The organism is Catenulispora sp. EB89, assembly GCF_041261445.1.
GTDB lineage: Bacteria > Actinomycetota > Actinomycetes > Streptomycetales > Catenulisporaceae > Catenulispora.
The window spans coordinates 67,929-91,332 of the sequence record NZ_JBGCCU010000041.1 but is presented as its reverse complement, the minus strand read 5'-3'; the positions used below and the strand labels follow the sequence as shown (position 1 = coordinate 91,332).

Sequence of the window (23,404 nt, the reverse complement as noted above, 5' to 3'; positions counted from 1 at the left end):
TTCACGCGGCCCCCCTGCACCTCCGGCCCCCCCCCGCCCCCCCCCCCGCCGGGCCCGCCGGCACCGTCCGGCGCCCACGGCGCACCCTCCGCCACAGTCCCACCCTCCCCTTTCCTCCCCGGGAGCACGCGCCATGCGGCTGCGCAAGAAGACCAGAGAGCGGCTGTTCATCGCCTCGTTCCTCGCGGGGCCGCTCGCGGTCTATCTGACCTTCGTCATCTGGCCCTACATCGAGACCTTCGGCTACTCCCTGACGGAGTGGAGCGGCGTCGCGCCGCCGACCAAGACGGTCTGGTTCAAGAACTACGTGGACCTGTTCCACGACTCGATCTTCCTCAAGGCCCTGGGCCACAACATGATCATCCTGATCGTGTTCCCCACGGTCACCATCATCCTGGCGATGTTCTTCGCCTTCATGCTGAACGTCGGCGGACGCCGCGGCGGTCTCGGCGGCGTGAAGGGCATCCGAGGCTCGGCCTTCCTCCGGGTCATCTTCTTCTTCCCGCAGGTACTCTCGGTCGCGATCGTCGTGATCCTGTTCCAGGCCGCCTACGAGTCCAACAGCGTCGGCCTGTTCAACGCCATCGTCATCAAACTCGGGCTGACAGACGCGAACCACCCCTGGGAGTTCCTGAACTCCCCCACGTTCGTGCTCTGGTGCATCATGTTCATCCTGGTCTGGCAGTGGGTCGGCTTCTACCTGGTGCTGTTCTCGGCAGCGATGCAGCAAATCCCCCGGGACTACTACGAGGCGGCCCTGCTGGACGGCGCCGGACGCACCCAGACCTACTTCAAGGTCACGATGCCCCTGCTGTGGGACTCAGTGCAGACCGCCTGGGTCTACCTGGCAGTCGCCGCGATGGACGCCTTCGCCCTGGTGGCCACCCTGACCCCGGGCTCCAGCTTCGGCGGCGGCCCGGACGAGCACGGCGAGGTCCTGGCGACGTACCTGATGCGCAACTTCCAGGTACTGGGCAAGGCCGGGTACGCCTGCGCGATGGGCGTCGTCATCTTCTTCATCACCCTCATCCTTTCGCTCGTCGTCCTGCGCGCCACGCGCCGCGAGCGCCTCGAGTACTGAGCGCGGAGGAAAAGACGACATGGCAGCCGATATGACGCAGACCCCGCCAGCGAGCCCGGCATCGGGCACCCCGGGGACGCCGAGCGCAAAGCCCGGCAGCAGCGGCGCCGGCACGGAGCGCACCCGGCGCTTCGGCGAGTCCGGCGCGACCCTGAACGTGTTCGGCACCGGATTCATGGTCATCTGGGGGATCATGGTCGTTGGCCCGGTGCTGTGGGTGGTACTCGGAGCGTTCAAGAACACCAGCGAACTCAACGGCAGCGCATGGTCCTGGCCGCACCACTGGTCGTTCGACGCGTTCTCCCGCGCCTGGCACACCGGAATCAGCACGTATCTGAAGGACACGGTCATCGTGCTGGTGTTCTCGGTGTCCCTGACGATGCTGTTCGGCGCAATGGCGGCGTACGTACTGGCACGGTTCGAGTTCCGCGGCAACCGCTTCATCTACTACCTGTTCGTCAGCGGCGTGATGCTACCGGTGTACCTGGCGCTGGTGCCACTGTTCTTCCAGGTGAGCAAGCTCCACATGCTGAACACGTACCAGGGACTGATCCTGGTGTACGTCGCGTTCTCGATGCCGTTCACAGTGTTCTTCCTGCACGCGTTCTTCCGCACACTGCCCTCGGCCGTGTACGAGGCGGCGCTGATCGACGGCGCGTCACACACCCGGGCCTTCTTCCAGGTGATGCTCCCGATGGCCAAGCCAGGCCTGATCAGCGTGGGCATCTTCAACATCCTGGGCCAGTGGAACCAGTACCTGCTGCCGGTGGTGCTGATGCAGTCGCAGCACGGCGAGGCACCGCACTACATGCTGTCGCAGGGCCTGGTGTCGCTGATGGTGGCGCAGGGGTACAGCGGAGACTTCCCGGCGCTGTTCGCAGGGATGACGATCGCGATGCTGCCGGTGATGGCGGTGTACCTGTCCTTCCAACGGCAGGTGCAGGCGGGGTTGACGGCGGGGACGTTGAAGTAGGGGCTGGAGCTCGGGTGGTCGGCGGTGGCGAAGCCACCGCCGACTGCGGTTTTGGGCTTCGGTTGGTGACGGGGCAGCGCGGCCGGTGGTGTGGTGAGGGGGTCCGAAGGACCATGTGGGGTGTTGGTTCTGGGTCCCTCGCCGCGTCGGCGGGCGAAGCCAACCTGGCCGGGCCGGTGGTGTCAAGCCGGGCGCGACTGCACCACAGCAGCAGGGGTGCGGCTTGATACCGCCGGACCGGACTGGTTCCGTTTACGGCGACGACGCGGTGAGGGACCCAGAACCTCGGCGACCACAAGCAACACCGCCGGCAGGCAGCGCGGCGCAGGCAACAGCGTGATGGCAAGCCGAACAGTCGCGGGCCGCCGCCTGGAGGAGGTCGCGCGGGTCACCCCCTCGCTGTAGAGCGCCCGCCGGAGGCCTCGAGGTGCCCACCAAACGCGGCCGGCAGCCGCCCACATGACGTGTGCGCAGTGACTCGGACCTGTGCGTGGTCGTGGACGCGAAAACCGCCAGCCGCCAACGCACCGCCGCACAGACCTGAACCGGTGCGCGGTCGTGCCCACGAAAACCGGCGGCCGCCAGACCAAACGCGCGCAGCGACTCGGACCTGTGCCGGGTCGTGCCCGCGAAAACCACCAGCCGCCAAAGCACCGCAGCGCGAGTCGGACCATCGCGCGGTCATGTCCGCGAAAACCGCTGGCCGCCAGCGCAGCCCTGTTGTGCGGGTCGACGTGGCGGCATTTTGTTAGGACATTATCGCCCCTTATACGTAGATATAGCACGCACCACTGACACCGCCACCGCCGACCGCCAGCGCATTGCCACAAAGACCTGAACCACCGCGCGGTCGTGCACGCGAAAACCGCCAGCCGCCAGCGCAACCCCGCCCCGCACAACCGAACTGCGTCCCCCAGCGAGGTCACCAAACCTTAGGCGAAGCCGTAAAAATCGCCTGTAAAACCCACACCCCAACCGCACCCAGGCAGCTCAGTGGCCTGATGCACCAGCCCCCTCAGTGCCCCCGAAAAGCCTCCTCCAACCACCAAGAAGCCTGGTCCGCAGCCACCTTCGCATCAAGCAACAACGGCCGGTCCCGCGGTCCGGCCAGCCAAGGCGCCAGCACCTTCAAATCCGCCGGCGTACGAACGGTCGCCGCCTCGCACCCGAACCCCCGCGCGATCGCGGCGATGTCGGTGTCGGGGAAGGTGACGGTGCCCAGGTCGTCGCCGTGCGGTCCGAAGTGGTGGACCTCGGCCCCGTACGCCGCGTCGTTGTAGACCACGATCAGCAGCCCCAGCTGCTCGCGTACCGCCGTCTCCAGCTCCGTAATCGACATCAGCGCGCCGCCGTCTCCCAGCGCGGCGACCGTCAGGCGGTCCGGGCGTGCCAGCGCGGCCCCGATCGCCGTCGCGAGACCCAGGCCGATGGACTGGTACGCCTGTGTGAACACCAGCCCCTCGGCATCCGGCACGTCCAGATACATCACCGGATACCCCATGAAGTTCCCGGAGTCCACCGCCACCGTGCGCTCGGCGGGAATCAGAGCGTTGAGTTCCGCCGAAAGCATGCGCGGGTCGATCCGGTCAGCCGTGGAGCGGTCCGTGAACGGGATCAGCGGCCAGCGCCCCTCGGTCTGCACCAGGTCGGCGATCTCCTGCGACCGGTACCCGCGCTTGGCCGGCACCCGATCCGCGACCTGGCGCGCCGTATCAGCAGCATCGCCGATCACCCCCAGATCCACGCGCCGATGCCGCCCCAGCGCGTCCTGCTCCGTATCCACCTGCGCGACCTTGGCGTCGGGGGCGATGAGCGTGCCGTGGCGCAGCGTCCACATGTTCAGGCCGCAGCCCCAGCCGACGATGAGGTCCGCAGACCGGATCAGGTCCGCGGCCAGCGGTGTGGCGAAGCCGCCGCTGACGTCGAGGTCGAAGGCCTCGCCGCGGAACAGTCCGCGGGCCGCCGCCGATGTGGCCAGCAGCGCGCCGGCCCGCTCGGCCAGGGTGGCGATGGCCTCGCCGGCGTCCGCCAGCCGCGCGCCGCGCCCGGCGATGAACACCGGCCGGTCGGCCTCCTCCATCAGCGCGGCGAGGGCCGAGATGTCGTCCTCGCGCGGGTGCACCGTGCTCCCGCCGGCCAGCAGGCCGAAGCGATTGCCGGCCTCGACGCGCTGCTGCTGCACGTCCAGCGGCAGGTTGAGGATGACGGTCCGGCGCTCGGACTGTGCGGTGGCGACCGCGGTGAGCGTGTCGGCCCGTGCCGACCTGGCGCTGTTGACGCGGCGCGGCAGCGCGCCGACGGCCCGCGCGAGCGCGTTCTGGTCGACCCAGAAGTTCGACAGCCGCGACGTGGCCTCGGCGGCCAGCACGACCAGCGGCGTGCGACTCTTGGCCGCTTCGGCGATACCAGTCATGGCGTTGGTGAGCCCGGGCCCCTGGTGCACGGAGAGCACCCCGAGCCGGCCACTGGCGCGCGCGTAGGCGTCGGCCATCGTGGCCGCACCCCCCTCGTGCCGCGCGGCGACGAAGCGCGCGCCGGCACTGACCAGGGCGTTGGTGACGTGGAAGTTGCCGCTGCCGACCACGCCGAAGACCACATCGGCGCCGGCTTCGCGCAGGGTCTGGCCGACTTCGGAGGCGACGGTCTCTTCTGCGGACATGAGTCCTCCGATCGCTCGGGACGCGGCAGGTTCCTACCCGCCGCAGCACGCTTCACAACGAGAAGTGGGGATCCGGGCGGGGGCGCGCGACGGTGCGCGTACGCCGCTGGGGTGGCAGAACCGCGAAGCAAGGCCTCACCGACCGGCCGCATTACCGCCGACAAACCAGCAATAACTAGCAATAAACAGTAATAAACAGCAATAAACCAGCCCCGCGCCGGCCCCTCACGCCTCCCGCTCGACGAGCGCGAGCACGCGCGCCGGGCTGCCGGAGCCGCGCACGATCGGCAGCGGCGCCGCGATCAGCAGCGCCCCGCGCGTCGGCAGCCGGTCCAGATTGCGGAGCTGCGTCAGGCCGTACTTGCCGGCGCCGAGCATGTACGAGTGGCACGGGAACGGCGGGTCGAAGCTGTGCGCGGCGCCGGCGTCCGTGCCGACGGTCTCCACGCCGATACCTTGCAGCGGCGTCTGCTCCGCGAGCCACTTGGCGCACTCGGGCGAGATCCCCGGGGTGTGCGGCCCGGTCTCGTTCGCGTTGAGGAACGCGGCCTGGTCGGCGGCTCGGGCGTCCCAGCCGGTGCGGTAGAGGAGCCAGCCGCCGGCCGGCAGTGCTCCGTGCTTGGCCTCCCACTCCTGGACGTCCTCGATCTGCAGGAGGTGGTCGGGATCCTGGGCCGCGCTGTCGGAGGCGTCGAGGACCACCGCGGGGCCGATCAGGCGGCTCGGCGCCACCTGCGAGACGTCCTCGCCGTCGCGGCCGGTGATCCAGTGGACCGGGGCGTCGAAGTGGGTGCCGACGTGTTCGCCGGTGACGATGTCGTTCCAGTACCAGGCGGGGCCGCGCTCGTCGTAGTGGCTGATCTCGCGGAGCGAAAACGGGACCGTGTTGGCGAAGGGCTCGGGGAGTTGCAGGATCGGCGTCTCGTGCGACAGCGGCGCGGTGAGGTCGACCACCTCGATCGTCCCGGCGGCGACCGCCTCGGCCAGCTGGGCCAGCAGCGTCATACCGTGCACCGTACTCCCGGCACGGCGGCTCGTCAGCCGCGGCGGCGCGCTCTTTCCCCGCCCCGCGCGGATTCTGACGGATACTGAAGCGTATGAGCACAAGGCGGACGATTCTCCGGGGCGGCATCGCGGCACTGGGAGCGGCAGCGGTCACGGCCGCTTGTGACTCCTCGCACGGCAACGTCGGCGGCGCGGCGACGAGCACGCCGGCGACCGGGACGACCGGAGCGACCGGAGCGACCGGCACGGCGACGACGTCGGGCGCGACAACCGCGCCGCCATCGGGATCACCGTCGGGATCCGCGTCCGGACTGACATCGACACCATCGAGCACCGCATCGAGCTCGCCGCCGCCCACGTCATCCGCACCGTCCGCGAAACCAACCCCCGCCGCCCTCTGGACACCGGGCCCCGGCGAACTCGACCCGGACGTCAAAGCGGTCGCCGTCGAGCACATCACCGCCCAGCTGAACCGCCCCGACCTCCAGATCTTCGACGCGCAGTACGGAGGCCTGCTCGACACCTCCGCGAGCGTCCTGGTCGTCACCAGCGTCGCCACCTACGACGTCCGCCTCGTCCAGGCCAGCCCGCGCTGGCAGGTCACGCAGGTGAACCCCTCCGACCCCGGCCCGCCGACCGCGACCCCGAGCGCCGCCGCCCGGGCCCTGCTCGCCTCCTCGCGTGTGAGCCTGCCGCCGGCCGGGCTGGCCGACGTCCGCAGCGGCCAGGTGCACGACAGCGTCCTGACCGTGCTGCTCGAACTGGCCCAGGACCACGAGCTCACGGTCAGCATGGTGCGCTCCGGCCACCCCATCGACGTCTTCGGCACCACCCGGCCGTCCGACCATCCACGTGGACGGGCAGTTGACGTATGGCGAATTGACGGCAACGCTGTCGTGAACCCCGCCACTCCGACCGCACTCGTCGACAACCTGATGCGCCGGGCCGCAGCGCTCGGCTCCTACAACGTCGGCGGCCCCCGGCAGCTGTCGGGTCCGCAGTTCTTCAGCGACCGGACCCATCACGACCACGTGCACATGGGATTCACCACATGAACCGCATGACCCACCTGAGCCTCCTGACATCCCTGAAAGCCCAGGCCGACGCGCTCTCCGCCCTGAAGCCGGCGGTCCGCGACGACGCCCCCGACGCCGTGCACCAGATGCGCGTCGCGGCCCGCACCCTGCGCGCGAACCTGCGCACGTTCGAAGACGTGCTCCCCGGCGGCAAACGGCGCGCCGCCCTGATCGAGGAGCTGGGCTGGCTCGGGGACGCGCTGGGCCCGGCACGCGAGGCCGAAGTGCTGAAAGCCCAGGTCCTCGACCTCCTGGACCGGACGCCGCAGGAGTACGTCCTCGGCCCGGTGCGCACCCGCGTCGAGGCGGTCTTCGCCCTGGAACGGGAATCAGCCCTCGGACTCGTCACCGAAGCCATGGACTCCCCGCGCTATCGCAGGCTCCTGAAGCACCTCGATGCCTACTTCGCGGCGGTGCAGCCCGACAAGGACCCCGACCTCTCGCGCCTGCACCGCCGCGTCCGCACCAGAATGCAGCACGCGCTCCCGATGCCGCCGGGCGCCGACCGCGACATCGCGATGCACGAGGCCCGCAAGGTCGCGCGCCGGGCCCGCTACGCCGGCGAGGCGCTGGGTCTGACGACCAAGCCGATCAAGGCGCTGCAGGACGTGCTCGGCGACGAACACGACCGCGTGGTCACCGCCTCGGCGCTCACCGACCTGGCCGCCGGTGCGTACCAGGCCGGGGAGAACGCGTTCACCTACGGCGTGCTGCTCGGGCTCGTGCGCTGCGACTCGCGGGACTTCGACCGGAACGTGCGGAAGGCGTGGAAGGCGGCTCGGCCGAGTCTCGGCTAGCGCGCCGGCGATCCGACGACTACCCGCGAATATCCGCGCTCGACGATCTTCGGCAAACGCCGGGCGACGTGCACGGAACGTATCCGAGCCCTGACAGGTGAACCTTTACGAACGCGGCGGATGTACAGGGATTGCCCTGTAGCGAAGACCCGCATTCGGCGTCACAGTGACGGTGACCACCTTCCCCCACGACCTGGAGGTTCCATGACCCCCCAGCGCCGTCTCGGCCTGTCCTGGACGAAACGCCTCGCCGTGGCCGTCGCCGCCACCGCGTCCGCCGTCACCGTCACCGTCATCGCCAGCCCCGCCGCGAACGCGACGGTGTACAACTCCTGCACCATCTCCGGATGCTCGGACGCGGCCTCGGCGAACTCGACCTGGTCGTCCATGAACTACCCGAGCTCTCGTGGCTGGTACAACTGGCCCGACGGCGAGTGCAACTACGCCGGCGGCACCTACTACAACGACGACGGCCAGCTGCCCTCCGGCGACAGCTTCCAGGAGTTCGACGTCTACCCGCGTTCCTGCGGGGCCCACCGCGACGCGGTGCGGATCGTCGTGGACATGAACACCGGCGAGGTCTGGTACTCGCCGGACCACTACGCCGACTTCTACGCGCTGTCGTAGTCGCACTGTCTTGATCACGGCGATCACGGCGAGCACCGCGATCATCGCGAGCGCCACGATCGCCGCGTAGTCTGCGCCGCCGTCGGATTCCGGCGGCGGCGCAGTCTGTGCCGGACGGCCTCAGCCCGACGGCATCAACCGGCGCGTGACCCGGTTGAACAACTCCATCAGCGGCTCGCCGACCTCGCGGCCGAAGTCGGTCAGACCATAGGTGACCTGAGGCGGCGTCGTCGGCTCGACGTGCCGCCAGACCAGGCCGTCCTCGACGAGCGCGCGCAGCGACTGCGCGAGCATCTTCTCGCTGACGCCCTCGATCCCGTCGCGCAGTTCGTAGAACCGGAGATCCTTGTCCCGCAAGGAGATCAGCACCCAGATCCCCCACCGGCTGGTCGCGTGGTCGACCACGTCGCGCGCGGGGCAGTCGGTGTGAAACACGTCATACAACGGCCCGCTTCCGGCCGGTGTCAGCTGCGCGCCTCCCGTCATGTCATGAGCTTACCTCCAGGTATGTCCTTACCAAAAGTTAGCCAGCCTCCTACCGTTCGGAGCAGGCAAGACATTCGGACGAAGGAGCAGTTCATGATCGTGGTGACCGGTGCTACCGGAAACATAGGCCGTCCCCTGACGCAGGCGCTGGCCGAGGCCGGCGAGCAGGTGACGGCGGTGTCGCGGCACACCGCGGCGGTGCCGGAGGGCGTCCGCCACATCGTCGCCGACCTCGCCGAGCCGGCAAGTTTGGAGCCGGCGCTGGCGGGAGCGAAAGCCTTGTTCCTGCTGCTGTCCGGCGACCTGCACGCGCTGGGGGCCAACCCGGCGGACGTCATCAGCAAGGCCGCGGACAGCGGGGTGCGTCGCATCGTCCTGTTGTCCACGCTGGGGGTGGCGACCCGGCCCTTCGGCAGGACGCGGATCGCGATGCGCGAGCTGGAGGACACGCTGCGGGAGTCCGGTCTGGAATGGACCATCCTGCGGCCCGGCGGATTCGCCAGCAATGCCCTGTGGTTCGCCGAATCCGTGCGCACGCGGCAGCTCGTCGCCGCGCCCTTCGGCGACACCGGCGTGCCGCTCATCGACCCGGCGGACATCGCCGCGGTCGCCGCGGCCGCCCTAACCGAAGACCGGCACAACGGCGGCGTGTACGAGCTGACCGGGCCGGAAGTCATCACGCCGCGGCAGCAGGCCGAGGCCATCGCCGCGGCGCTCGGCACGCCGGTGCGCTTCCACGAGCTCACCCGCGCGGAGGCCAAGGCCGGGATGGAGCAGAGCATGCCGGGCGAGCTCGCCGACGACACCCTGGACATCCTCAGCTCCCCCACGCCGGCCGAGCTGCGCGTCAGCCCGGACGTCGAGAAGGTGCTGGGCCGCGCGCCGCGCTCGTTCGCGGAGTGGGTTCGGAGCAATATCGCCGCGTTCCGCTGAGGCGGCCGGGACGGAGCGGGCACGGATCGCGCACACACGCCTCCGGGTCTGGTAAAGCAGAGTTCTGCGACAACGGTCTCTCTGGAAACTCGGGATAGGAGAACTCATGTCCGTACCCCGCTCCACCGCTCGCGCCACTGTCCGCTCCGCGCCCTTCGCGCCCTCCGCCGCCTCCGCCCCCTTCGCCGGTGCGTTCGCCACCGCGCGCCCCAGCCGGCGCACCGCCCTGGCCGGCCTGACCGCGCTCGGCGTCGGCGCCGTCGTGCCGACGCTGTCGGCCGGGACGGCGCACGCCGCCGCCGCTTCCGCCGCCGGCGCGGGAACACTCGCGGCCGCCGGGCCGGTCCAGCTCAGCCTGCCCGCGCCGACCGGCCCGCACCGGGTCGGGAACGTCGCGCTGCACCTGGTCGACCAGTCCCGGCGCGATCCGTGGGTGCCGTCGCATCCGCTGCGCGAGCTGATGATCGGCATCTGGTACCCGGCGCACGACGTCGACGGCCACGGCGCCGTGCCCTGGCTGCCGGCCAACGCGTGGTCCGCGTACCTGCAGGACAGCGCGATCGCGCCGGGCTTGGTGTCCGTGCCGGCCACCCACGGCCACGACGGCGCTCCGGCCGAGCGCCGGGGCGGGCCACGTCCGGTGCTGCTGTTCTCGCCGGGCTCCGGCGGCGACCGCGACACCTGCACGACACTCACCGAGGAACTGGTCAGCCACGGCTACGTGGTCGTCACCATCGACCACACGCACGACAGCGCCGAGGTCGAGTTCCCCGACGGCCACGTCGAGCCGCGCACGATCCCGCCGGACTCCCTGCCGATCAACACCGAAGCCGTCTCGGTCCGCACCGCCGACGCGGTGTTCGTCCTCGACCAGCTGTGCGCCATCGCGGCGGGCCGCAACCCGGACGTCGACCACCGTCCGCTGCCGCACGGCCTGGCCGAGGCGCTGGACCTGTCCCGGGTGGGGATGTACGGGCACTCCATGGGCGGCGCCACATCGGCGTGGGCGATGCTCGACGACCGCCGGATCCGGGCCGGGATCAACCTCGACGGCTCGCTGTACGGCCCGGTCCTGAGCGCCGGGCTGGACCGGCCGTTCCTGTTCATGTGCTCGCAGCTGCACGATCTCAGCGACGACCCGAGCTGGGCCCAGACCTGGTCGCACCTGCGCGGCTGGCACAAGCTGCTGCGGTTGGCGAACGCCGCCCACAACTCGTACACCGACCTGCAGTCGCTGGTGCCGGAGGCCGCCGCCGCCATCGACTACCCGCCGAGCACGGTGCAGGAGCTGATCGGGACGGTGGATCCGACCCGGTCGGTGCTCGACGTGCGGACGTATGTGCGGGCTTACTTCGACCGGTTCGTTCGGGGGCACGACAACCATCTGCTCGACCGGCCGTCGCCCGCCTACCCCGAGATCGAGTTCTTGGCCTGAGCCGGTGGTCTGAGCCAATGGCCTGAGAGCGGGCATCGCGCATACCAACGGTGACCGCGCCCACGTTCGGCGGCGGCCTCGGTGCTCCGGCCGAGGCCGCCGCGGGTGTCGTGGGTGTCGTGGGTGTCGTGGGTGTCGTGGGTGTCGCGGTCGTCGCGGGCGTCCTCGGCACCATCGCAGGGCTCCGGCTCCGCGATCACCCACGGCCCCCGGTCAGAAACCGGCGCGGGTTGTCGACGAGCATCGTCGTGATCTGCTCCTCGGTGACGCCGGCGTGGCGCAGCGCCGGCAGGACCTGGTCGGGGATGTAGTGAAGTTCCAGTTCGGCGTGATCTGCTCGCGCACCCCCGGCGGGAACCAGTCGATGTGGCACGACGCGTCGTGCGAGAGCGTCAGCCGCCCGGCCAGGCCCTCGCCGACCAGCTTCACGAGGTTGGCGATGCGCTGCTCGCCGGGCAGGTACAGGTCCAGTCCGAGCCGGTCCATCCCGACGGGGGAGCCGCCGTCGATCAGGGCCCGGACATAGTCCAGGTCGTCGGTGTCCCCGCTGCGGTCCAGGACCAGCGCCGCCGGATCGACCCCCTCGCCGCGGAAGACGTCCTGGGCGACCAGTCCGGTGCGGTGCGCGGCGCTGGTGTGCACCACGATCGGCGCCCCGGTGCGCAGGTGCGCCTTGGCCACGGCCCGCATCACGCGCTCCACGCCCGGCGTCAGCGACTTCTCGATCGCGCACTTCAGGACCGCCGCGCGCACGCCGGTGTCGGCGATGCCCTCGGTGAGGTCGCGGACGAACAGCGCGACCATCGGCTCCTCGCCGCCGAGCAGCGTGCCCGGGCCGCGCTAGCGGAACAGCAGCGGGACGTCGGCGAGCGTGTACAGCCCGGTGGCCACCACGATATTGAGGTCCACCCGCTCGTTCACGCGCGCCACCCGCGCCACGTCGCGGCCCAGGCCGACCACGGTCGGGTCCACGACGGTCGACACCCCGCGCGCCGCGAGGGCGTTCAGCTTGGTCACCGCCTCCGCGACGACCGTTTCCTCGTCCCACATCTCCGGGTAGTTCCGGCGCATCTCCTTGTCCAGGACGAAGATGTGCTCGTGCATCAGCACCGTGCCGAGCCGGTCGGCCGCGACCGGTCCGCGGACGGTCTGGACTGTGGTTGTCGCTGTGGTCGTTTCCACGCTGGTGGTCATGTCCGAGCTCCTGGCCCTCCGGCCCCCCGGCCCTCACGCCCTCAGGCGCCCGGGGCCTTCTGGGTCAGCGCGTACAGGTCCGGGGTCGCGGGACCGTCCAGCGGCACCGGGTGGACGAGTCGCAGCTGGCTGACCCGGCCGCCGTCCAGGCTCATGATCCACGCCAACGCCGCCGGCCAGTGCTCGGGATCGTCGGTCGGAATGATCATGTCCATCTCCCACACCGCCACCGACCGCCCGGCGGCCACATTCACCGGCCGCTGGCGCACCCCGGCGGCCAGCGAGACGTCCATGGCGTCCCGGATGAGCGCGCCGTCGCCGATCCTGGTCCAGTCGCGCATCGCGAGGCGGTCCAGCACGTCCTCCGGGCTGGCGCCGACGCCGACGCCTCCGCCGGCCCGGCCCTCCCACCGCGGCCGGGGCACCACGGCGTACGGCTCGACCTCCGCGCGGCGCGCTTCATGTCCCGACACCGGTTCCGCACGATCATCCGCAGCCAGGCACCGACGGCCGCCGGGTCCCGGACGTCGCCGATCCCGCGCAGCGCGATCGACGCGGCGTCCTGCACCGCGTCGTCCGCGTCCGGACCGGGCCCGAGGATGCTCAACGCGACCGCGCGCATCCCCGCCCGGTGCTGCTCCAGCAGCAGGCCGAGGGCCGCGACCTCCCCGGACTGTGCGGCGCGGGTGAGCGCCACGTCGTCTCCGACCGCGTCCCCACCCGGATGTGCCGTCATCGCCGCTCCTGTCCGCCGAGGTTCCGACCACCGTGATGGCGCCGCGCCTAGGGGGACAGTCTTCGCGCGGTACGCGTTGATTACCGGTGACGCGGTGAGGGTGCTGTCGGTGAGAGCCAGCACGTTTGACGATAAGAGGTTTTCCACGGCCCTCCTCAGGGTGGGCTGAACTATGCGGACGGAAAGGATCTCCGCACAGGTGGAGGTGGTGCGACCACACCCGAGGCCGAGGCTGCACGCCTTGAGCTCCTTCCTCATAGGCGGAGGTGGAGCGTACGCGTAGATGGAACTTACCGAGCTGGCGGCGACGAACCGGACCGCCGAGCACATCGCCGCATTGCCGATGACGTCACTGGACAAAGACGGCCGCACCGCGGACGCCCTGGCCGTCTACTGCGAAATCCGCAAACAGCTGCAGGAACACACCGGCACCGAGCCCCGCCCGGAACTGCCGAAGTCCGGCAAAACCCACGGCACCGATAGACGCTGTGGAAGCCGGACCCGACTTCGTCGCCGGACGCAAGAGCGATCTCGAGATCCTCATCACAACTGCCACCTCCGACCTGCGCACGGCAGGGCGAGCGGCGCGGTTCGCCCGCGACGGGCTGGCCGGCTAGTTGGTCGTCTCGGCGCTGAGGATCGCATGGCCGACGACGGAGTCGGCCTGCCTGCTGTGGGCGCTGCCGATCTTTGACCGGCCAGCAGAGACCCGGTACTTGGACGGCACCCGCGTACCCGCGCTATCGGCAAGAGACCTAGCCAGCGCCGTTACTGCCGCTCTTGACGCAGCCAAGTCGGATTCGAGGCCTTCCACGTCGTCGACGACGGCTCTGGCCGGTGCTTGAGCCTTGCCAAGTCCGCGCATGAGCTCGGTTGGCGCCCGCAGCGACGTGAGAGTCGCCGGCCCCCGGAACGCCCGTGATCCGGGAATAGACAGCCCGCACAGTCGGCCGCCAGGCGGTTCGGCTGCCTGACGCTGCATGGTGTAATAGCCTGCCTCGGACTCAGAGCTGACGGCAGTAAGGCTAATACCTGGCAAAGGGAATCAGCCGCCAGCTACCCTCAAGTACTGCTGGCGCTACCCCGGCGCGCCGAGCCACTTTCGGATGAAATACGGCGACACACCGATCCACACCCAACGACTTCAGAACTGAGGTTGAGACAATGGGCACCGACGACCGACGACCGACGACCGACGACCGATCTGATCCGGATCCGGTACGGCTGGCTTCCGCCGATCTCAACTGGACGAAGGCAACTGCCAGCAACGGAACCGGCGGAAACTGCCTAGAGGTCGCACAGTTGCCGAATCACCACGTCGCGGTGCGCGACAGTAAGCACCCTGAACAGCAGTACCTGATATTCACCCAGCCCGAGTTCAGCGCCTTCGTCGATGGCGCCAAGGCCGGCGAGTTCGACACGTTCACCAGGAGACTGTGATCTCCACGTAGAGACCGGGGGACCGATGACGCGCGGGAACGAAGAGAGCGACCCGGTCCCTCGACCAGACGAATCCACGCACTCGAGAATCACGGACGCGTACGGGAATGTCGTTCAGGCCCGGGACGTCTCCGGCGGGGTCCATTTCCACGTACCGACGGCCCCCGGCCCTCGCCCCCAGCAGCTGCCTGCCGACGTCCGCGGGTTCGTCAACCGAACCAAAGAACTGGCACTCCTGCACGCTGCCGTCGGCGATCCAGCACACGCCGACTTCAGAACACCAGGAGTACTCCTGGTCGCAGGAACAGCCGGAGTCGGCAAAACATCGGTCGCCGTCCACTGGTCTCACCTGATCCGTGAGCACTTTCCCGACGGGCAGCTCTACGTCAACCTGCGTGGCTATGACGCGGGCGAACCCGTCACTGCGCGCGAGGTACTCGAGCGATTCCTGCGTGCGTTGCACGTCGCACCAGACCGAATGCCCCCCACTGAGGAGGAACGCGCGGAGCTCTATCGAACGCTGGTCGCCGAACAAAGGATGCTGGTCGTCCTTGATAACGCTGCAACGGCCGAGCAGGTACGTCCCCTACTGCCAGGAACGGATAGATGCCTGGTCCTGATCACGAGCCGAAACCGAATGTCGGGTCTGGCGGCCCGGGACGGTGCGCGCCGTATCAGCCTGGACACTCTGTCGCGAGAAGCCTCTGTCGCGCTGATTCGCAAGGCCAACGAAGGTCATCGGATGGGAGACCGGGAAGACGACCTCGCTGAACTGGCGCAGCTGTGCGCGTTCCTTCCACTCGCACTGCGCATCGCCGCGGAACGCGCGGCGTCACGGCCGCACATGCCTCTTCGAGAACTGATCCATGACCTGCGCGATGAATCCAGCTTGTGGGATGCCCTGTCCACTGATGAGGGCAGTCAGGCAGACGCGGTGCGGACAGTATTCGCGTGGTCTTATCGCGCACTCACTCCTGAGGCCGCGCTCATGTTCCGTCTGCTTGGGCTGCATCCAGGGCCCGAGTTCAGCCTTCACGCTGCGGCCGCCCTGGCCGGCCTCACCCCAGTCGAGGCACGCCGGCGCCTGAATGCGTTGGTCGGGGCTCATTTGCTGGAGGAGATCGAATACGACCGGTACCAGTTTCACGACTTGCTGCGCGCGTATGCGATGGACCAGGCTCGCGACGATGAATCTGAGGACGAGCGGAGATCGTCTGTCGAGCGTTTACTCACCTGGTATCTGCGGACGGCCGCGACTGCAGAACCCCGTGACCGCCTGGCTCCGATCGACATTGGACCAGACAGCTTGACCAGTGCCATTCCAACCCTGGATACGCCCGATGCCACGGCAAAGTGGTACCACGCCGAGCGCACGAATCTGCTGTTGGCCACCGAAGTCGCTGCTTCCGCGGGTCTGGACCGTATTGCGTGGCAGATTCCCGCTGTCGTTCAGGAGATCTCCCCAGCCTTCGATCCCATCGACACCTGGACCGCCGCCAAAGAACGGGGTCTTGAAGCCGCCAGGCGGCTCGGCGACCGTTACGGCGAAGCGGTGTTGCTCAATGCTCTGGCTATCGGCGACCGCTATGCCGGGCGCCTCGACCGGGCGCGTGAACGATACGTCGCGTCAGCCGATGCGTTCGCCGAGTCCGGGTCGCCACTCGGTGAGGTCTTCGCCCTCAACGGGATGGGCCTGGCGTGTCTGCAGGTTCGAGATCTGGATTCCGCCGAGACCCACCTAACCCGCGGCTTATCGGCAGCCCGCCGCTTGGAAGATCGCTACCCTACGGGTCTATGTCTCATGAATCTAGGCTGGGCGTGGCTGGAGTTGGGGGTATGGTCACGGGCAGATGAGCTGCTCAGCGAAAGCCTCGACATCATGCGCCAGCTCGGACAACGAAGCAACGAGGCGGCCGTTCTCAATTTGATGTCCCGCGTGCGGCTGGCCTCTGGTCGAACGGCCGATGCACACACCAAAATCGCTGAATCGTTGGCCATCAGCGCGGAGCTCGGCGAACGTGCTGCGCAGGCGTTCGGGCTGATCCAACAGGCCAGGATCGCACTGGCCAGAGGCGACCGGGCCGAGTGCCTGGCGGCGAGTCACAGCGCCGCGACGATGTTCCGCCGACTGGGCCATCGTGATCAAGAGGCTGTGGCGTGGGCACTAACTGGTCGCTCCTACATCGGCTCCGGACGCGCCGAAGACGCGATCCCGTACCTACGCCAATCCACAGCCGTACTCGAGGAACTCGACAGCCACTGGTTCCACGCCGACGCTCTTCTGGCTTTGGCGACCGCCCAAGAAGACATGGGCGAGATCGAAGCAGCTCACGAAAATCGCCGGAAGGCATCCGCCATTCTGGCCCGCTTCCATGACCCCGTCGCTAATGCGCTACGCGCCCAAGCTGAAGGCTGACCGGCACAATCATGACATTCGCCTCGCGGTAGCCACGCCGCTATTCTCTGTGAACGCAGCAAGTCCCCCAGGAGAAACCCTTTTGCAGCGCCTCTCGTATTCTTGACCGATGGTCGGTGAACTCGGGATTGACGTAACGGCCAAGGACCAACACCACCACTCGGGCTGCCCCAGCAGCCTTGAGAACGCTCGATGCACACTGGGCATGCGCTCCGGTAGTCCAGGTGTCGTCTACGAGCAGCACCGACTTCCCGCTTAGACTCTCCAGCGTACGATAGCGGTTTGGTACGCACTCGTGGTCGCGGATAGCGATCCCCGTCGGTTCCAGTAGATCAGCGTAACGATCTCTGGTCGGCGCGACGACAGTTGCCACAATCCGGCGCAACGGATGCTCCCCACGCCGACCGCTGGCGCTTGGCACAATTGTGACCATATCAAAGGTCTGTGAATCAATGAGAGCTGCGTCAGCAAGGCAGGATTCGTGTTCAGCCAGGAAGCGCCAGCAGACACATGCCAGCCTGGTCGCGACTGCTTCAGCCGAATCCCGAAGGTGGGGATGCTTGTATTGGCGAAGCTCACGCGCAAGCTGCCGGCCTTTGACCGACAGACTGATCGGGGTGACGAGATCAGCGGTACCGGCGCCGAGCAGCCTCTGGTTACGCCGGCAGGGCGAGCACGGCGAATTGCCATAGACCCAAGTCCGACACACCGGACAGACGCCAGGAGCTGAGGACCCGGGGCGAATGAGAACGTCGTGGGAGTACTGTTCGCTGACCTCTCGTACTGCCAGCATTCAGCCAGCACCTCTCAACCCCAACTCAACAGCACCGTCCTACCTGAAGGAATCCCTCGCATGCCGCCATCCGCGGCCCGAATACTCTCGCTCGTTCGTAATCCAGGAACGACAGTGAGCGAGACAAATATCAGCCCCGCACTTGGACGCGAGTCGCAGAACCGCCATCAACACAGGATAGCTACCCATATCCATGTTTTGGAGCGGAAGAGCCCATTCAGTCAGCAAGAGGTTCAGCGCGAGCCCGTCGCCCACTCGCGGATCCACAGCATCAATCAGCGCTTGCGGAACACGCTTTCGGACCGAGTACCAGTGGCTTACACCGCTCCCGACGACCGCCGCAGTTGCACGTCAACACCGCACGGACTTGCGGGCAGCGGCAGGGTCTGCGAGAAACCGTGAGCACACCATGGCCGTCCGACCTACCAACGACAGCAGCGCTCACCCAGCGCAGCCGATCAGTTGCCGAAGGGGTGGCTTTCGCAGCATACTGGCACCGTTTGAACGATGATCGGGGCTTGGAAGGTGCTACTAGGCATACTTACGACTACCCCCAGTAGCCCCGTCCTGCCAGGGCGGACAGACCGACGGTCGACGCACGAGACTTTCACGGAGGGACCAATGGACCCGATCATCACGGTACCCATGCTAGTTAGCGCGTTGACGAAAGCCTTGGATTCAGCCGCGGGAGAAGCCGGAAAGAAGGCCTGGTCTGCACTCTCGACTCTGCTGACGAAGCATCGGCGCCAAACCCCAAACGAAGCCGACGCTGCAGCCGCCCCGCTGCTGCGCCCCGACCCCAGGGACATCGAGCCCTTCGCACAACATCTGGCTACGCTCGCCGTGGCCGACCCCGCTCTCGCCCAGAGCCTGCATGACTGGGCAGCGGAGACGGCAAGAACCTTCGGCAGCTCCGAAAACACGGTCAACACGCTCTCAGGTACCGTTCACGGAAACGTCGTCCAGGCCGGGAACATCTCCGGTTCGGTCAGCTTCAGCTGAGCCCTCAGCAGACGGGGGACGGTTGTGCGAGACGAACCCAGGGAAGATCGAACCGCGAGCCAGAGATCTGAGTTGTCGGGCAACGCCCGTGACGTCGTGCAAGCCCGCGACATCAACGGCGGTGTTCACTTCCACAGCGCCTCCGGAGTGCCCCTGCCCACACCACGGCAACTGCCCCACGATGTCCACGGCTTCGTGAACCGTGTCACCGACCTAGAGTCCCTGAGCAACTTCCTGATTGCCGCCCAGCCCGGTGGCCCGGGCAGCAAAGTCGTCTTGATCGCCGGAACGGCCGGCGTGGGCAAAAGCTCGCTAGCTGTGCACTGGGCCCACCGAGTCCGGAATCAATTTCCTGACGGCCAACTGCACGTCGATCTCCATGGCTACGGGCCCGGGGCACGCGTGGAACCGGCTCAAGCCCTCTTGCGGTTCCTCGAAGCCCTAGGAGTGCCCGCTGATTCCATCCCGGATGATCTGGAATCCCGATCAGTTCTGTACCGATCCCTGCTGGCCGAACGACGGATGCTGGTCCTACTCGACAACGCCGGCTCGGCCGAGCAGGCCAGACCATTGATACCAGCCGCGGAAGGCTGCATCGTAGTAGTGACTTCGCGTAGCCAGCTGTCAGGCCTCGTCGCCAGGGACGGCGCTGTCAGGATCGCCGTCCACACCTTCGGTGACGCCGAGGCTGTCCAGCTACTCAGATCCACCATCGACAGCTACCGCGGCGGCAACGACAACGAAGACGATGTCGCCGAACTCGCGCGGCTATGTGCTCGCCTTCCACTGGCACTGCGCATCGCGGCGGAGAGGGCCGCCGCCCGGCCCATGATGGCGCTGGCAGATCTCATCGAAGATCTGCGAGACGAGTCTTCACTTTGGGACGCTTTGTCCGCCGAAGACGCCGCCGAAGCCGACGCGGTACGAACCGTGTTCGCCTGGTCGTACCGAGCCCTGCCTGAGCCAGCAGCCCGAATGTTCCGGCTCATCGGCCTGCACCCAGGGGCCGACTTCCCAACTGGGGCCGCCGCCGCGCTGGCCGGCCTGCCACGACGTCGGGCGGCCCGGCTCCTGGACGACCTTGTCGGCGCGCACCTGATCGAGCAGCTTGCCTCCGACCGATACCGACTACACGACCTGCTGCGCGCCTACGCCTCGGACCAAGTCCGAACCGATGAGTCATCCTCCGACCGCACCGACGCTTTGGCCCGCATGCTCGACTGGTATCTGCAATCGGCGGCGCACGTCCGGCAGGTGGCCCCCTACGAGCAGGCCTCGCACCACGCCCGCCTGGACCAGCCCCGCCCCGAGGTCGAGCCGCAGCGATTCAACAACTACACCACCGCGATCGAATGGTTCCGGAGCGAGCGGCACAATCTGATCGCAGTCGTCCGGGCAGCCGCCGAAGTCGGCCTGGATCGGCCGGCCTGGCAGATCCCGGCAGCATTGAGCTTCGTGTACGCTCACAACGGCTACTTCGACGACTGGTTCACGATCGGTCGCATGGGATTGGACGCTGCGACTCGCGAGGGTTCGCTGGATGGACAGGCCGCGCTGCTCGCGTCACTGGGCATGGCATGCCGACAGTCCCAGCGCCTCGACGAAGCATCAGAGTATTACCACGCAGCTCTAGATATCCACCAGAGCCGAGCAGATCACCTTGGTGAAGCGTGGGTCCTGAACCTCCTGGGCTACCTTCACCTCCAGGCCGGGCGCCTGACTGCGTCCACGGACACGTTCCAGCAGTCGCTGAATCTCTGTCGGCGAAGCGGTTTTGACCAGCTGTGCGGCTACCCGGCCGAAGGGCTGGGGCGTGTCCGCCTGGCCGCCCACAACGCTGAAGAAGCAGTCACTTACTTCCGGGAAGCCTTGGCCATCCATAGGGCCGCGAACGAACAGACCGGGCAGTTCAGTGTCCTGATCATTACAGCCGAAGCCCTACTCGCCCTGAGGCGAACCGAGGAAGCAAGCGATTGCATCTCAGATGCGCTCTCAGTCGCCGAGACGCTCGAAAACCGCCACTTCGAAAGCTTGGCGCTTGTGGTACAAGGCCACGTGCTAAGGGCCACGGGGCGGCCATCGGACGCACTGAGCGCCTATCAACAAGCCGGCGCGATCCAACGCATGCTCGGCGACCGCGCCGGCGAGCTAGTCACCATAGGTGCCATCGCTGTTGTCTATCGTGACCTGGGCCGAACCGACGAGGCCTCAGACTTCGAGCTGTGGGCGACGAACCTCAGACGCAGCCTAGGCATCGCCGCAACGACAACAGCTAACCCACGATGAAACCCACGCCCCCAGGACCGCATCAACCACATATGTATTCAACGGCCACTATGGCGCCACCTGGCGCGCTAAGACACCTTCGAGTGAAAGACAGACACGATGACAGCAGCAGCATCACTTCCTGGCGACGATGACAAAATAAAATCGGCTGGGACGAGCGGACGAGCGGACGAGCGGACGAGCGTGGCGGAAGGCTTCTGCCAGCGGCAGCTCCGGGTCCTGCGTGGAAGTAGCATGGCTACCCGACGGGGGTAGAGCAGTCCGGGACAGCAAGGATCCCAGCGGCCCGCACCTTAAGTTCACTGCCCGTGAATGGGCTGCATTCATCGACGGCGTCAGCAAGGGAGAGTTCGAAGACGAGCTCTAATCAACTCGCCGGTCGAGACTCACGATGGAGGTTGCCCCAGAATGCCGGTTCTGGATTCGCCGATTCGAGCCGGATCTGCACAGCAACCACAGCAAACAGCGCACCACTACCACCAGCGCGATCTGACGGCACCGACGGCAGTGCTCGGCCGGCGCGGCGGATCTTCCCATTGACACGGTAGACGCGCCTGCCAACGCCAGGCTTGCTCGGGTCCGTCCAGGTCACGGGCGGAACAGCACGCCAAACACAGACGACCAGTCAACCAGTCTCAGGCGAGGGCGCGTTGCGGTCGGGCATGAGCGCCGTGCTGGCCGCCTGTGCGGCACGATGCGGTACGGTGCGGGGCAGCGGGATCCGGAGTATGCGATCCGCAACGCTGAGTCTTGGATGGCGTTGCCCACCGATACTGGAGTACGGAGGGCGACGCTGGTCTCGACGTTGTCATGAGACTGGGACCACTACCGCGGTGAGGGCCAGCCCGTTGTGCACTCGCCAGCGGCCCCGCATCGCCGTCAGCGGGGCGGCGCCGATCACCGGTCCGATCACGTGCAACTGCGCGGCGAACGTGCCGTCGGACGGATCGAAGCGTAGCGTTGCGTCCTCGAAACCGAGCCAACACCGGGCTACCGGGAACCACGCCTTGTAGACCGATTCTTTAGCGCTGAACAGCAAACGGTCCCAGTGGATAGTCGGTTCCTGGCGTGTCAGGGATGCGAGGTGTGAGAGTTCCTCGGGGTTTGTGATCGTGTCGAGCACGCCGTCCGGCAGTGCCAGATGAGGCTCGGCGTCGATGCCGAGTGACGTCACCGCCTCGCTCGCCCGCACGACCGCGGCGGCGCGATAGCCATCGCAGTGTGTCAGGGCCCCCACTATGCCGGCTGGCCAAAGTGGCTCGCGTTTTGAGCCGTTCAGGATCGCCGTCGGTGGTAGACCGAGTTCGCCCAACGCCAGGCGTGCGCAGTAGCGGACTGTGGTGTATTCGCGACGGCGCTTGTCTACGGCGCGCGCGATCGCCTCGGTTTCGGCGGGGAGGAGAACCGCCTCCGGCGGATCGCCGAAAGCTTCGGCGACGGCGACGCTGGGCGGCAGAAGGGTTTTCAAGACAGTGACCTCGGCAGGTTTAAAGGATCAATCGTGGCGTGAAGGCGTCTCGGTGGCTCCACTCCCGCGGGTAGCCCAGGGAGACTTCCTCGAAGCGAACGCCGTCGTAGTGCGTGGTGCGTGGAATGTGCAGATGCCCGTAGACAGCCACGATGGCCCGAAACCGGGTGTGCCAGTCGGCGGTGTGTACGGTGCCGCACCACTGCGCGAACTCCGGGTATCTCAGGACCTGGGTGGGCTGGCGTACGAGAGGGAAGTGGCTGATCAGCACGGTCTTCGCCGTCGGATCCAGCTCCGACAGGCGCCTCTCGGTGTAGGCGAGGCGGGCTTCGCACCAGGCCTGCCGCGTCGGGTGCGGGTCGGGGTGCAGGAGGAACTCGTCGGTGCAGACGACGCCGGTTTCGTGCGCGAGGGCGAGGCCTTCTTCGACGGAACTGGTGCCGGGCGGATGGAATGAGTAGTCGTAGAGAACGAACAGGGGCGCCACCACGACGGGCCCGTCCGGGCCGGCCCACACGGGATACGGGTCTTCCGGTGTGTCGATCCCCAGTCGTCGGCATATTCGCACCAGATGCTGGTAGCGCTCCTCGCCGCGCAGTCGCACCGGATCCGAAACGTGGGTCCACAGCTCGTGGTTGCCGGGTGTCCAGATGACCCGGGTGAACCGCGTCGCCAGCTTGGCCATCGTCGCCTCGAAGTCGGCCGTGATCTCGGCGACGTCGCCAGCGACCAGCAGCCAGTCTTGGGGGTTCTCGGGACGTAGCGCTTCGACGACGGCACGGTTGCCGGCCACCGCGACGTGCAGGTCGCTGACGGCCAGCAGATGCCCGCCGCGCCAGGTGGCATCCGGCCTCGGCAGCGGCATTTCAGTGGTGTGCATACCGTCCCCTCACGAATATCGTCGCCCTGGATCCACCACTGGAATGCAGGCCCCCACCCGCAGCGATGCCTTTACGAGCCCCAAACGTCACCGATCCGACGCCGGCCGACGATCTCG

Annotated in this window: 19 protein-coding genes and 2 pseudogenes; 13 read left to right on the top strand and 8 right to left on the bottom strand. The window is 67.7% G+C overall.

Annotated elements, in window-relative coordinates; all coding sequences use genetic code 11:
- Positions 1–133: 133 nt before the first annotated feature.
- Both ABH920_RS47105 and ABH920_RS47100 read left to right on the top strand, forming a co-directional pair.
- Positions 134–1,081: a carbohydrate ABC transporter permease gene (locus ABH920_RS47105; RefSeq protein WP_370355889.1), complete on the top strand. Its 948-nt coding sequence runs from the start codon at positions 134–136 to the stop codon at positions 1,079–1,081.
- A 19-nt stretch (positions 1,082–1,100) separates the two neighbouring features.
- Positions 1,101–2,054, top strand: a complete 954-nt coding sequence (locus ABH920_RS47100; protein ID WP_370355888.1) for a carbohydrate ABC transporter permease — start codon at positions 1,101–1,103, stop codon at positions 2,052–2,054.
- A 1,015-nt stretch (positions 2,055–3,069) separates the two neighbouring features.
- On the opposite strand, the gene ABH920_RS47095 is transcribed toward ABH920_RS47100, so the two are convergent.
- Both ABH920_RS47095 and ABH920_RS47090 read right to left on the bottom strand, forming a co-directional pair.
- Positions 3,070–4,713: a thiamine pyrophosphate-binding protein gene (locus ABH920_RS47095; RefSeq protein ID WP_370355887.1), complete on the bottom strand. Its 1,644-nt coding sequence runs from the start codon at positions 4,711–4,713 to the stop codon at positions 3,070–3,072.
- A 225-nt stretch (positions 4,714–4,938) separates the two neighbouring features.
- On the bottom strand, positions 4,939–5,718 hold the full coding sequence (locus ABH920_RS47090; RefSeq protein WP_370355886.1) for a cyclase family protein: 780 nt from the start codon (positions 5,716–5,718) through the stop codon (positions 4,939–4,941).
- Between the two features lie 92 nt (positions 5,719–5,810).
- On the opposite strand from ABH920_RS47090, the gene ABH920_RS47085 reads away from it, so the two are divergent.
- The 3 genes from ABH920_RS47085 to ABH920_RS47075 all read left to right on the top strand — a co-directional run bounded on the left by ABH920_RS47085 (position 5,811) and on the right by ABH920_RS47075 (position 8,218).
- Positions 5,811–6,773, top strand: coding sequence for a hypothetical protein (locus tag ABH920_RS47085; protein ID WP_370355885.1), 963 nt, complete (start codon positions 5,811–5,813; stop codon positions 6,771–6,773).
- A complete protein-coding gene (locus ABH920_RS47080; protein WP_370355884.1) occupies positions 6,770–7,591 on the top strand; it encodes a CHAD domain-containing protein in 822 nt (273 codons plus the stop codon). The genes ABH920_RS47085 and ABH920_RS47080 overlap by 4 nt, the downstream gene beginning before the upstream one ends.
- A gap of 204 nt (positions 7,592–7,795) precedes the next feature.
- Positions 7,796–8,218: a ribonuclease domain-containing protein gene (locus tag ABH920_RS47075; protein WP_370355883.1), complete on the top strand. Its 423-nt coding sequence runs from the start codon at positions 7,796–7,798 to the stop codon at positions 8,216–8,218.
- 120 nt (positions 8,219–8,338) lie between these two features.
- On the opposite strand, the gene ABH920_RS47070 is transcribed toward ABH920_RS47075, so the two are convergent.
- Complete coding sequence (locus ABH920_RS47070; protein ID WP_370355882.1) at positions 8,339–8,704, bottom strand: winged helix-turn-helix transcriptional regulator; 366 nt, start codon at positions 8,702–8,704, stop codon at positions 8,339–8,341.
- A gap of 93 nt (positions 8,705–8,797) precedes the next feature.
- Here ABH920_RS47070 and ABH920_RS47065 point away from each other — a divergent pair, with 93 nt between their 5' ends.
- Positions 8,798–9,637 carry an NAD(P)H-binding protein gene (locus ABH920_RS47065; RefSeq protein WP_370355881.1) on the top strand — a complete coding sequence of 280 codons (840 nt, stop codon included), beginning with the start codon at positions 8,798–8,800 and terminating at the stop codon, positions 9,635–9,637.
- A 106-nt stretch (positions 9,638–9,743) separates the two neighbouring features.
- Positions 9,744–11,072 carry an alpha/beta hydrolase family protein gene (locus tag ABH920_RS47060; RefSeq protein WP_370355880.1) on the top strand — a complete coding sequence of 443 codons (1,329 nt, stop codon included), beginning with the start codon at positions 9,744–9,746 and terminating at the stop codon, positions 11,070–11,072.
- Between the two features lie 196 nt (positions 11,073–11,268).
- Here ABH920_RS47060 and ABH920_RS47055 read toward each other — a convergent pair.
- The 3 genes and pseudogenes from ABH920_RS47055 to ABH920_RS47045 all read right to left on the bottom strand — a co-directional run.
- A pseudogene (locus tag ABH920_RS47055) lies at positions 11,269–12,266 on the bottom strand (phosphotriesterase).
- Between the two features lie 41 nt (positions 12,267–12,307).
- A complete protein-coding gene (locus ABH920_RS47050) occupies positions 12,308–12,739 on the bottom strand; it encodes a hypothetical protein (protein ID WP_370355891.1) in 432 nt (143 codons plus the stop codon).
- Positions 12,740–12,768: 29 nt separating this feature from the next.
- A pseudogene (locus ABH920_RS47045) lies at positions 12,769–12,888 on the bottom strand (sigma-70 family RNA polymerase sigma factor); the annotation flags it as partial.
- Positions 12,889–13,285: 397 nt separating this feature from the next.
- Here ABH920_RS47045 and ABH920_RS47040 point away from each other — a divergent pair.
- The 6 genes from ABH920_RS47040 (at position 13,286) to ABH920_RS47015 (ending at position 21,306) form a co-directional block, all read left to right on the top strand.
- Positions 13,286–13,696, top strand: a complete 411-nt coding sequence (locus tag ABH920_RS47040; protein WP_370355879.1) for a BTAD domain-containing putative transcriptional regulator — start codon at positions 13,286–13,288, stop codon at positions 13,694–13,696.
- Between the two features lie 470 nt (positions 13,697–14,166).
- Entirely contained in the window at positions 14,167–14,442 is a 276-nt protein-coding gene (locus ABH920_RS47035; protein WP_370355878.1) for a DUF397 domain-containing protein, read from the top strand.
- A 25-nt stretch (positions 14,443–14,467) separates the two neighbouring features.
- Positions 14,468–16,858 (top strand): NB-ARC domain-containing protein, encoded by a 2,391-nt coding sequence (locus ABH920_RS47030; protein ID WP_370355877.1) that lies wholly within the window; start codon positions 14,468–14,470, stop codon positions 16,856–16,858.
- 1,414 nt (positions 16,859–18,272) lie between these two features.
- Positions 18,273–18,653 carry a hypothetical protein gene (locus ABH920_RS47025; RefSeq protein ID WP_370355876.1) on the top strand — a complete coding sequence of 127 codons (381 nt, stop codon included), beginning with the start codon at positions 18,273–18,275 and terminating at the stop codon, positions 18,651–18,653.
- A gap of 72 nt (positions 18,654–18,725) precedes the next feature.
- Positions 18,726–20,939 carry a tetratricopeptide repeat protein gene (locus ABH920_RS47020; protein ID WP_370355875.1) on the top strand — a complete coding sequence of 738 codons (2,214 nt, stop codon included), beginning with the start codon at positions 18,726–18,728 and terminating at the stop codon, positions 20,937–20,939.
- A 148-nt stretch (positions 20,940–21,087) separates the two neighbouring features.
- Positions 21,088–21,306, top strand: coding sequence for a DUF397 domain-containing protein (locus tag ABH920_RS47015; RefSeq protein ID WP_370355890.1), 219 nt, complete (start codon positions 21,088–21,090; stop codon positions 21,304–21,306).
- Between the two features lie 441 nt (positions 21,307–21,747).
- Here ABH920_RS47015 and ABH920_RS47010 read toward each other — a convergent pair whose 3' ends face one another.
- Both ABH920_RS47010 and ABH920_RS47005 read right to left on the bottom strand, forming a co-directional pair.
- Positions 21,748–22,407 carry a 4'-phosphopantetheinyl transferase gene (locus ABH920_RS47010; protein ID WP_370355874.1) on the bottom strand — a complete coding sequence of 220 codons (660 nt, stop codon included), beginning with the start codon at positions 22,405–22,407 and terminating at the stop codon, positions 21,748–21,750.
- A gap of 19 nt (positions 22,408–22,426) precedes the next feature.
- Complete coding sequence (locus ABH920_RS47005; RefSeq protein ID WP_370355873.1) at positions 22,427–23,287, bottom strand: metallophosphoesterase; 861 nt, start codon at positions 23,285–23,287, stop codon at positions 22,427–22,429.
- Positions 23,288–23,404: the final 117 nt, after the last annotated feature.